Here is a 9779-nt window from a genome sequence, read left to right as displayed (position 1 = left end):
GACGTGCAGCTCGCCGACGCCGTACGCCGGCTCCTCGCGGGCGACGTCGGCGACTACGTGCGCTCCCACGGCGGCGCCATCGAGCTGGTCCACGTCCGGCACGGGGTGGTGACGGTGGCGATGCGCGGTGCGTGTCACGGCTGCCCGGCCTCCGCCTTCACCCTGCGGGCGCGCTTCGAGCGCCGGCTCCGCGAGGAGTGCCCGGCGCTCGTGGCGGTGGAGTCCGACTAGTTGACCTGGCGATCGCGGCCCTCCCAGTAGGGCGCGCGCAGCTTGAACTTCTGCAGCTTGCCGGTGGCGGTGCGCGCCAGCTGGTCGCGGAACTCCACCGACGTCGGCGCCTTGTAGCCCGCGGCCTTCTGCTTGCACCAGGCGATCAGCTCCTCCTCGGTCGCCGTCTGTCCCTGCGCCAGGACGACGAGCGCCTTGATCGTCTCGCCCCACTTGTCGCTCGGCACGCCGATCACCGCGACCTCGGCCACGGCCGGGTGGGAGAACAGCACGTCCTCGACCTCGATCGAGGAGACGTTCTCCCCGCCGGTGATGATCACGTCCTTCTTCCGGTCGCTGATCGTCAGGTAGCCGTCGTCGCCGAGCACGCCGCCGTCACCGGTGTGGAACCAGCCGCCCGCCAGCGCCCGCTCGCTCTCCTCGGGCTGCTCCCAGTAGCCCTCGAGCACGACGTTGGAGCGAGCCAGCACCTCACCGGTCGACTCCTCGTGCTCGGAGATCGAGAGCCGTACGCCGAGCGCGGGCGCGCCGGCTCGTGTGAGCCGGACCGCCCGCTCCTCGGCGGACAGGTCGTCCCACTCGGCGCGGGTGCGGTTGAAGGTGAGCAGCGGCGAGGTCTCGGTCAGGCCGTAGATCTGGATGAACTCCCAGCCGAGCTCCTCCTGCACCCGGATCACCGTCTTGGTCGGCGGCGGGGCCCCGGCCATGATGATGCGGACCCTGTCGCGGCCGGGGATCTCGCCCTCCCAGTCCTGGGCGGCGTCGAGCACCGCGGCGGCGACGGCGGGCGCGGCGCACATCACCGTCACGCCGTGGTCGCGGACCCGGCGCAGGATCTCGGCCCCGTCGATCTTGCGGATCACGATCTGCTTGATGCCCAGGCCGGTCGCCACGAACGGCCAGCCCCAGCCGTTGGCGTGGAACATCGGCAGCGTGTGGAGGTAGACGTCGCGGTCGGAGGCCTGCGCGTGCATCGCGAACGTCACCGCGTTGACCCAGATGTTGCGGTGGGTGATCTGCACGCCCTTGGGGCGAGCGGTCGTCCCGGAGGTGTAGTTGATGCAGGCCGTGGCGTTCTCGTCGGGCTCCCACGGCCGCGGCTCGGCGCCTCCCTCCGAGGGGGGAGCCGCGAACATGTCGTCGTCCTTGCCCAGCACGAACTTGAACTCCGCCGGCACGTCCTCGAGGGTCTCCTCGAGCTCGGGGTCGATCAGCAGCACGCGCGCGCCGGAGTGCTTGACGATGTAGTGGACCTCGTCGGGGCGCAGCCGGAAGTTGATCGGCACCAGCACCCGGCCGAACCCGCTCACGCCGAAGAACGCGGTCAGCAGCCGTGCGCTGTTGTGGCTGACGATCGCGACGCGGTCGCCGACGCCCAGCCCGAGCTCGTCCAGCTTCGCGGCCTGCCGCCGGGCCAGCTCGCCCAGCTGCGCGTAGGTCAGCTCGCCGCCTCCCAGGGGCGGCGCGGGCTGGTCGGGCTCGTCGACCACACCGATGCGCTCGCCGTACACCTGCACGGCCCGGTCGAGGAAGTCGGTCACGCTGAACGGGACGATCATCGAAATGCCCTCCTGGAGCCCTCCGGATGTGGTGCCCCTCACTGTAGTGACGCGCTCGTTGGCGCGAGGTTGCCCGACGCCTCGATGAGAGTCCTCTCATGGCGGCCTCATCACCGCCCCACGATCGGGGAGGATGGTGGTGTCATGAGGACGATCTGGAAGGTGCTGGTCGCGCTCGCGCTGGTGGTGCCGATGGGCGCGTACGTCGCGGGCTCGCTGGTCGCGTCCGCCGCCGACCCGTCGCCCCGGCCGGCGATCGTGATCGAGGGCCCTCCCACGACCAGCTCGCCCAGCGGCTCGCCCGGCGAGGACCCGACGCCCTCCTCCTTCCCGTCGTCCTCACCGCGCGAGGTCGGCGAGATCGAGCTGGACCCCGACGACATCGATGACGACAGCGACGACTGGGGTCGTGACGACGACCGCGGCGACGACCACGGCGACGACCACGGCGACGACCACGGCGACGACAACTCCGGTCACGGTGGTGGCGACGACGACCGCTCGGGCCACGGCGGTGGCGACGACGACTGAGCAGCGACCCCCTCGAAGCGCCCGGCCGGAGCGACGGTCGGGCGCTTCCGTGCGCCTGCGGATCACCGCGGCGGTCGCGCTGCTGGTCACGCTCGCACTGAGCGGCGCCGGGGCGATCGTGTACGTCGTGGAGGGTCAGCGGATCGAGGAGCAGATCGTCGCGGAGGTCGACCAGGAGCTCGCGGAGCTGGCCCGCTTGCAGGAGGACGGACTCAACCCCGACACCGGCCGGCCCTTCGACAGCGTCGGCGCCATGCTCGACACCTTCCTCGCGCGCAACGTGCCCGACGACAACGAGATCCTCGTCAGCTGGTACGACGGCGGACCCCAGAACGCCACCCCGAGCAGGGAGTTCGCCGCGACCGCCCTCTTCCGCGAGACCGCGGCCCCGCGGGTGGCCGAGGGCGGCTCGACCCGCATCGACGTGCCCGGCTACGGCGAGGCGATCGTCACCGTCCAACCCGTGCGCAGCTCCCGGGAGGCCGGCGCCCTGGTGATCGTGACCTACCTCGAGGAGGCCCGCGGCGAGCTGCGCGACACCATGCGCACCTACGCGATCGTCGCGCTGCTCTCGCTGCTCCTGGTCACCGCCGCGGCTGCCTGGCTGTCGGGGCGACTCCTCGCTCCCCTGCGAGTGCTGCGCGAGACCGCGGACGACATCTCCGAGAGCGACCTCTCCCGCCGGCTGCCGGTGACGGGCAACGACGACATCACCGCGCTCACCCGCACCTTCAACGGCATGCTCGACCGGCTGGAGCACGCGTTCGTGGGCCAGCGCGACTTCCTCGACGACGCCGGCCACGAGCTGCGGACCCCGCTCACGGTCCTGCGCGGTCACCTCGAGCTGCTCGACACCGGCAGTCCCCAGGAGATCGCCGAGACCAAGGAGCTCCTGCTCGACGAGGTCGACCGGATGGCGCGGCTCGTGGGCGACCTGATCCTGCTCGCCAAGAGCGACCGTCCCGACTTCCTCCGGCTCGAGAGCGTCGACGCCGGCGCCCTCACGGCGGACGTGCTCGCCAAGGCGCGTGGCCTCGGCGACCGCGCCTGGACGCTCGATGCGACCACCGACGCCGTGGTCCGCGCTGATGAGCAGCGCCTCACCCAGGCGCTCCTGCAGCTCGCCGACAACGCCGTGAAGCACACCTCGCCCGGGGACACGGTCGCGCTCGGCTCGTCGTACGACGGCGGCCGGGTGCGGCTGTGGGTGCGCGACACCGGGCCGGGCGTACCGCCGGACCAGCGCGAGGTCGTCTTCGAACGATTCGGCCGGGCAGCCATACCTCCCGGTGACGAGGGTTTCGGCCTCGGCCTGTCGATCGTGTCCGCCATCGCGCGGGCCCACGGCGGCACGGTCGGGGTCGAGGACGCCGAGCCGGCGGGCGCCCGCTTCGTCATCACGCTGCCGACACCGAAGGAGGGCCCGTGGCCCGCATCCTGATCGTGGAGGACGAGGAGCGGATCGCCTCGTTCCTCGCCAAGGGCCTGCGGGCCGACGGGCACACCACGACGTGTGTCGGGGACGGCCGGGAGGGCCTGGACCTCGCGCTCACCGGCGACGTCGACCTCGTGGTGCTCGACATCGGGCTGCCCGGCATGGACGGGTTCGAGGTGCTCGACCAGCTGCGCTCGCAAGGCTCGAAGGTGCCGGTCATCGTGCTGACGGCCCGGGACTCGGTCGGCGACACGGTGTCCGCCCTCGAGGGCGGGGCCGACGACTACATGCCCAAGCCGTTCCGGTTCGCCGAGCTGCTGGCGCGGGTCCGGCTGCGGCTGCGCCAGGCCGGCGAGGGGTCCGCCGCACCGCGGGAGGACGTCCTCGAGGCCGGCGGGGTCCGGCTGGACCTGCGCACCCGCCGCGCCCGGGTCGGCGAGCGGCAGGTCGACCTGTCCGCCCGGGAGTTCACCCTCGCCGAGATCTTCATGCGAAACGCGGGGCAGGTGCTCTCCCGCGAGCAGCTCCTCGACCACGTGTGGGGCATGGACTTCGACCCCGGGTCGAACGTCGTCGACGTGTATGTCGGCTACCTGCGCAAGAAGCTCGGCGCCGACGCCGTCGCCACCGTCCGGGGCATGGGCTACCGCTTCACCCGTTGACCCGCCCGAAACTTTCGGGCGGGTCAACGTCGAATGTCGACATCGCCCGTTGACCCGTCGTGAAGTTTCGGGCGGGTCAACGTGTCAGCGGGTCTTGAAGCCACCCAGGCGCACAGGGGGCAGCCGGTCGAGCACCGGATCGAGGGCCTCGGCGACCTCGCGCGGAGCGGGCCGGTCGGCGGGACGGCGCTCGAGACCGGCGTACAGGATCTTGGCGACCTCGGCCGGGGTGCGGTCCGGGAGCTCGTAGGGCTCCTCGTCGAGCTGGGGCCAGCCCGGGCCGTCGAACGCGCGGTAGCCGGCCACCGCCTCGAACAGCGTGGCGCACAGACCCCACACGTCGCTGGCGGGCCCGGGCTCGCCGTACCGGTCGGGGTCGGCCTGCTCGGGCGCCATGTAGGCGTCGGTGCCGATCTGCCGGGTGCCGGCCGCGTCGGCGGCCGGGCGGGCCACCGAGAAGTCGATCAGCCGGGCCGGCGCCCCCATGATCACGTTGCTGGGCTTGACGTCGAGGTGCACCCAGCCGATCCGGCCGAGGTAGTGCAGGGCGCTGGCGATCTCGATGGCCAGGGGCAGGTACTGCTGCTCGGGGAGCGCGCCGTAGCGCCGCACCAGCGTCGAGAGCCGCGGGCCGTCGATCTGCTCGAGGACGACGTGGGGGCGAGCCCCGGTGAGGTCGTGGCGCAGGCCCCGCACGACGACGGGGTGGTTGACGCACGCGAGGGCCTCGACCTCGCGGGCCAGTCCGCGCAGCGTGTGCTCGTCGTCGACCCGGTCGGGCCGGACGGTCTTGACGACCACGGGTGCGTAGGTGACCTCGTCGAAGGCCAGGTAGGCCTCGTAGGCGGACCCACCGCCGAGCCGACGGACGGCCGTCAGCTCGGCGGTGATCGCGTCGCCCTCGACGAAGCCCCAGGAGCTGGGGTCCGTCACGACGTCAGCCCCGCGTGTTGTGGCGGGTGCCGTCGTTGGTGTGGTGACGGGAGTGGTCCACGTTGCCGCTGCCCGGGCCGTCGCTGGTCAGGTCACGGACGCTGCCGCTGCGGCTGTGGTCGGTCACGCCGCCACGGGTGCGGGTGCCGGTGTTGGTGTCGGCCACGTCGTCACCGCCCCGGGTGCGGGTCTGGGTGCCGTGGCCGAGCCCGGTGTCGTCGTCATCGTCGTCGTCGACCGTGGTGATCACGGCCGCCGCGTCGTCGTCGCGCTTGACGGCCGTGAAGCGGTCGTCGCGGCCACGGTCGTCGCGGCCCTCGTCGGCCAGCGCCAGCGGCGCCTGCCAGGCGATGAGCCCGGTCGTGACCAGGCCTGCCAGCCCGAGCGTGCCGGTGGTCATCAGCTTGTTCATCGTCGTCTCCTCTGAGTGTGGGTGCGGTACGACGAGGAGCCTCCCGACCGGCCGTGAGGTGACCATGAGGCGTCGATGAGAGAGCTCTCACCGCGCGGCCACGTATCCTGTGCGCGCCCACCTCTGCGACCTGTGCGCACCTGAGACCGACCCGGAGACCCCGATCTCGACCCGCCCCGCGACCGCAGCCTCCGCACCGCCGACCCTGGTGTGGGGGCGCGCCGCGCTGCTCGGGGCCGCGATGCTCGGCACGGGGACGATCTCGCACGTGTCGGCGGGGGGCCTGTTGCCGCACCCGGTCGCGCTGCTCGCGCTCGCCGTCGGGTTCGTGGCGCTGGCGGCCCGCTTCCTGCTCGGGCCCGCCTCGACCCGTCGGGTCGTGGCCCTCGTGGTGATCGGGCAGGGTGTCGCCCACACCGCCCTGTCGGCGCTGGCCGGCCACCGCGGCGACGCCAGCGCGCCGCCGCACGACCTCGCCCACCTCGCGATGCCGGCCCCGACTCCGCTCGCGGGCAGCCTGCCCGTCGACGCCGACGGTCGACGGGTCGGGTCGCTCATGGACGCCTACCAGTCCTCGACACCGGCCCTCGGCCACGACGGCCCAGGGCTGCCCGCCGGGGCGCTCACCCACCTGCTCCACCACCTCGCCGAGCAGGGACCGCTGATGCTGGCGGCCCACCTGGCCGGCGCGGTGGCGCTCGGACTGGTGCTCGCCGTGGGCGAACGCGCCCTGTGGGCCCTGATCCACCTGGCCGCGGCCCGCGTGGTCGTGCTCGCCGCCGCCGGCCGCAGTGCGGCGGCGGCCCTGGCCGCGCTGCGAGCCGCTGCTGCGACCCCACGCCCCCGGCCGCGGGCCACCGGCTTCACCCCGGTTCCCCGGCTCGACCGCCCCGCGCTCTCGCGCCGCGGTCCCCCTGTCCTCCTCGCCGTCTGACAGCCAACCCCCACGGAGCCGCCCGACCGGGCCGTTCCGGGGCGCACGCACGCGCCCATCCAGACCTGAGGAGAACACCGTGACGACCCTCGTCAACAGCACTGCCGCGCGCCGCCGAGCGCGCACCCTGATGCCCGGACTCGCGCTGGTCCTCGCCGTGGCCGGCCTGGCCGGCTGCGGCGGGGACACCGACGCCGCCACGCCCGCCGCGGCGCCCACCGACAGCGGAGCGATCACCGTCGAGGACCCCTGGGTCCGTGCCACCGCGGGCACCGAGGACCCCTCGATGACCGCCGCCTTCCTGGCCGTCGACAACGAGACCGACGAGGACGTGACGCTCCAGGCCGCGTCCTCGCCGGTGGCCGGCATGGTGCAGCTGCACGAGATGGCCGAGGTCGACGGCGAGATGGTGATGCAGGAGGCCCCCGGCGGCATCCTGGTCAAGGCCGGCGGCGGACAGCTGCTGCAGCCCGGCGGCTACCACGTGATGCTGATGGGCCTGAAGGGCGAGCTCGCGCCGGGCGACGAGGTCGACCTGACCCTGGAGTTCTCCGACGGCACCTCGATCGACGTCACCGCGCCGGTCAAGGAGTTCACCGAGGAGGGCGGGCACTACCACTCCCCCGGCACCGCCGAGCACAGCCACTGATGAGCGGCCGGACGGGACTGCCACGGCGGCGGTTCCTGGGCTACGTCGGGTCGGCGGTCGCGGGAGCGGCCGCCGGCACGGCGGGCGGCGCCGCCTGGGGCGCGACGCGCGACGACGCGCCTCCGGCCACGGCTGATCGCCGCGGCCTGGGCGTCGAGCACTCGCCGTACGGCGTGCACCAGGCAGGCATCAGCGCGCCGACCCCGGCCGTGGTGGAGGTCGTCGCCCTCGACCTGCTGCCGAGCACCGACCGGGCGGCGCTCGGCCGACTGCTCCGCGCGTGGACCGGAGACATCGAGGCCCTCACCACCGGACGGCCCACGCCGGGCGACACCGAGCCGTGGCTGGCCGCGGCACGCGCCGACCTCACGGTCACCGTCGGGCTCGGCCCGGGCGCGCTCGCGGCCGGTCGCGTCGAGGGCCCGCTCGGCTTCGAGCCGATCCCGCCGATGCGGCACGACCGGCTCGAGGACGCCTGGTCGGGCGGCGACCTGGTGCTGGTGGTCGGCGCGCGGGAGGGCACGACGCTCGCCCACGCCGTGCGTCAGCTCCTGCGGGACGCCGCGCCGTTCGCTCGCGAGCGGTGGCGGCAGACCGGGTTCTGGAACGGGACGGACGCCGAGGGGCGACCGGTCGTCGGCCGCAACCTGTTCGGTCAGCTCGACGGCACCGCCAACCCGACGCCGGGCACCGACGTGTTCGACGAGACGGTGTGGATCCCCGCGACGGCGTGGGCCGCAGGCACCACCCTCGTCGTGCGCCGCATCGCCATGGACCTCGACACCTGGGCCGAGCTCACCCGCGACAAGCAGGAGCAGGCGCTCGGGCGGACCCTCGACGACGGTGCCCGCCTCCCGGATCCGGGACCGCAGGCGCACGCCCGGCTGGCGCACCCGATGGAGAACTCCGGCGCACGGATCTTCCGCAAGGGCGTCAGCTACGCCACGGGCCGCCAGAGCGGACTGGTGTTCATGAGCTACCAGGCCTCGGTCGCCGGACAGTTCGTGCCGATCCAGCGCTCGTTGGACCGCGCGGACTCCCTCAACACCTGGACGACGGCGGTCGGGTCGGCGTCGTTCGCGGTGCTGCCGGGGTTCGCCGAGGGTGACTGGCTCGGCTCGGGGCTGCTGTCGTGAGGCTGGTAGCGGGCCGGTTCAGCGCCGCCAGGCGGTGAGCCGGCGGCCGGGTGCGTCGGCCTGCGGCGACTGCGTCTGCTCCCAGATGCGGCGCCAGGGCGCGACGTCCGGCCCGGAGGGGTCCGGCGTCGTGCCCGAGGCGGCGCGGCGCCGGGCCTCCCACCAGGTCGTGCCGTCCTCGTCGAGCAGAGCGGCGACGGCGTCCTTGATCCGGGGCGCGAAGTCGCGCACCGACTCGTCCTCGCCCGGGACGAGCGGCTCGCCGAACCGGATCGTCACCTGGCGCCGGCCCGGCGCCGGCCAGCCCTGGCCGCGTGGCATCGCCGCGAACGTGCCGCGGTGGGCGACCGGCACGATCGGGACGCCGTGCTCCTTGGCCAGGAACGCGGCACCCATCCGGAACCGGCCCATCCAGCCGTCGGTCGACCGGGTGCCCTCGGGGTAGATCACCAGGCTCCAGCCGTCGGCGAGGACCTCGCCCGGGGTGGCTGCCATCGTCCCGCCCCGGCGGTCGATCGGGAAGGTGTTGAACAGCAGCGACGACCCGACCGCGCGCCACCAGGTGTCGAAGAAGTAGTCGGCCGCGGCCGCCACCGCCGTACGCCGACGCCACTCGTCGGGCAGCGACAGCAGGATCAGCGGCGTGTCCAGGTGCGAGGCATGGTTGGCCACGAAGATCACCGGACCGTCCGTGCGCTCCAGCACGTCGAGGCCCTCGACGCGGGTGCGGACCTGGGAGCGGAACAGCGGCTCGAGGCCGGCCTTCTGGGCGACCTCGCGGGCGGCCATCGCGGGGCGGCGCCGCGACCAGTCGGTGTTGAAGACGGTCGACCGAGCCGGCGGCACCCACTCCTCGGCCGAGCGCGGCACCTGGGGACGCCGCCCCCAGCGCCAGCCGCGGGCGACCAGGCGGACGTCGTCGGCGGTCTCCCGCAGGAAGCCGCTCATCGAACGTCCGCGAGCAGGTGGGGCGGGTTGTGGAGGTAGGTGATCGACGGACTGGTGCCGACGGTGCCGGACGCCATCTCGAGCGCGTCCGCGAGCGTGCTGGCCGCGCGGAACCCCAGCCGGGAGGCCACCCGTCGGTCGCCGCCGACCCAGATCACGTCGTCGACGTGGTCCATGGCATGCGCCGCCCAGTACCACATGTAGAACGGGTGGACGCCGTGGTAGGCGTGCGAGGTGCGGTAGAGGTGGATGTACCAGGGGTCCTGGGCGAACTGCTGCTCGTACTTCTCCCCGACCACCGCCGGGTCGGTCGACTCGGCGAGCACCTCCTCGTAGAAGTCGACGTACG

Annotated in this window: 11 protein-coding genes and 1 pseudogene; 7 read left to right on the top strand and 5 right to left on the bottom strand. The window is 73.5% G+C overall.

Features of this window, described 5'->3' with window-relative positions; all coding sequences use genetic code 11:
- On the top strand, positions 1–231 hold a 231-nt coding region (locus Q0L15_RS06345), incomplete at its 5' end, for a NifU family protein (protein ID WP_296603050.1).
- On the opposite strand, the gene Q0L15_RS06340 is transcribed toward Q0L15_RS06345, so the two are convergent.
- Entirely contained in the window at positions 228–1790 is a 1563-nt protein-coding gene (locus Q0L15_RS06340; protein ID WP_296603049.1) for an AMP-binding protein, read from the bottom strand. The two genes, Q0L15_RS06345 and Q0L15_RS06340, sit on opposite strands and share 4 nt — an antisense overlap.
- Before the next feature lie 144 nt (positions 1791–1934).
- On the opposite strand from Q0L15_RS06340, the gene Q0L15_RS06335 reads away from it, so the two are divergent.
- The 3 genes from Q0L15_RS06335 to Q0L15_RS06325 are packed head-to-tail and all read left to right on the top strand — an operon-like array spanning position 1935 to position 4418.
- Positions 1935–2321 (top strand): hypothetical protein, encoded by a 387-nt coding sequence (locus tag Q0L15_RS06335; protein WP_296603047.1) that lies wholly within the window; start codon positions 1935–1937, stop codon positions 2319–2321.
- Positions 2322–2370: 49 nt separating this feature from the next.
- Positions 2371–3762: an ATP-binding protein gene (locus Q0L15_RS06330; RefSeq protein ID WP_296603046.1), complete on the top strand. Its 1392-nt coding sequence runs from the start codon at positions 2371–2373 to the stop codon at positions 3760–3762.
- On the top strand, positions 3747–4418 hold the full coding sequence (locus tag Q0L15_RS06325; protein WP_296603045.1) for a response regulator transcription factor: 672 nt from the start codon (positions 3747–3749) through the stop codon (positions 4416–4418). The genes Q0L15_RS06330 and Q0L15_RS06325 overlap by 16 nt, the downstream gene beginning before the upstream one ends.
- 84 nt (positions 4419–4502) lie before the next feature.
- Here Q0L15_RS06325 and Q0L15_RS06320 read toward each other — a convergent pair whose 3' ends face one another.
- Together Q0L15_RS06320 and Q0L15_RS06315 are read right to left on the bottom strand one after the other, a co-directional pair.
- The gene (locus Q0L15_RS06320) at positions 4503–5351 is read right to left on the bottom strand and encodes a serine/threonine-protein kinase (protein WP_296603044.1); all 849 of its coding nucleotides are present in this window, start codon (positions 5349–5351) and stop codon (positions 4503–4505) included.
- Between the two features lie 4 nt (positions 5352–5355).
- Positions 5356–5763 carry a hypothetical protein gene (locus tag Q0L15_RS06315; protein ID WP_296603042.1) on the bottom strand — a complete coding sequence of 136 codons (408 nt, stop codon included), beginning with the start codon at positions 5761–5763 and terminating at the stop codon, positions 5356–5358.
- A 109-nt stretch (positions 5764–5872) separates the two neighbouring features.
- Here Q0L15_RS06315 and Q0L15_RS06310 point away from each other — a divergent pair, with 109 nt between their 5' ends.
- From Q0L15_RS06310 to Q0L15_RS06300, 3 genes are all read left to right on the top strand, one after another.
- Complete coding sequence (locus Q0L15_RS06310; RefSeq protein ID WP_296603041.1) at positions 5873–6697, top strand: hypothetical protein; 825 nt, start codon at positions 5873–5875, stop codon at positions 6695–6697.
- A 79-nt stretch (positions 6698–6776) separates the two neighbouring features.
- A complete protein-coding gene (locus Q0L15_RS06305) occupies positions 6777–7346 on the top strand; it encodes a copper chaperone PCu(A)C (RefSeq protein WP_296603040.1) in 570 nt (189 codons plus the stop codon).
- Positions 7346–8482 (top strand): Dyp-type peroxidase, encoded by a 1137-nt coding sequence (locus Q0L15_RS06300; RefSeq protein WP_296603039.1) that lies wholly within the window; start codon positions 7346–7348, stop codon positions 8480–8482. The genes Q0L15_RS06305 and Q0L15_RS06300 overlap by 1 nt, the downstream gene beginning before the upstream one ends.
- 18 nt (positions 8483–8500) lie before the next feature.
- Here the strand turns inward: Q0L15_RS06300 and Q0L15_RS06295 are convergent, their stop codons facing one another.
- On the bottom strand, positions 8501–9430 hold the full coding sequence (locus tag Q0L15_RS06295; protein WP_296603037.1) for a lysophospholipid acyltransferase family protein: 930 nt from the start codon (positions 9428–9430) through the stop codon (positions 8501–8503).
- A pseudogene (locus Q0L15_RS06290) lies at positions 9427–9779 on the bottom strand (transcriptional regulator); the annotation flags it as partial. The gene Q0L15_RS06295 and the pseudogene Q0L15_RS06290, both read right to left, overlap by 4 nt.

Origin of the sequence: Nocardioides sp. (assembly GCF_024509035.1) — a bacterium.
Classification (GTDB): domain Bacteria; phylum Actinomycetota; class Actinomycetes; order Propionibacteriales; family Nocardioidaceae; genus Nocardioides.
This window is presented reverse-complemented; position numbering and strand designations above follow the sequence as displayed.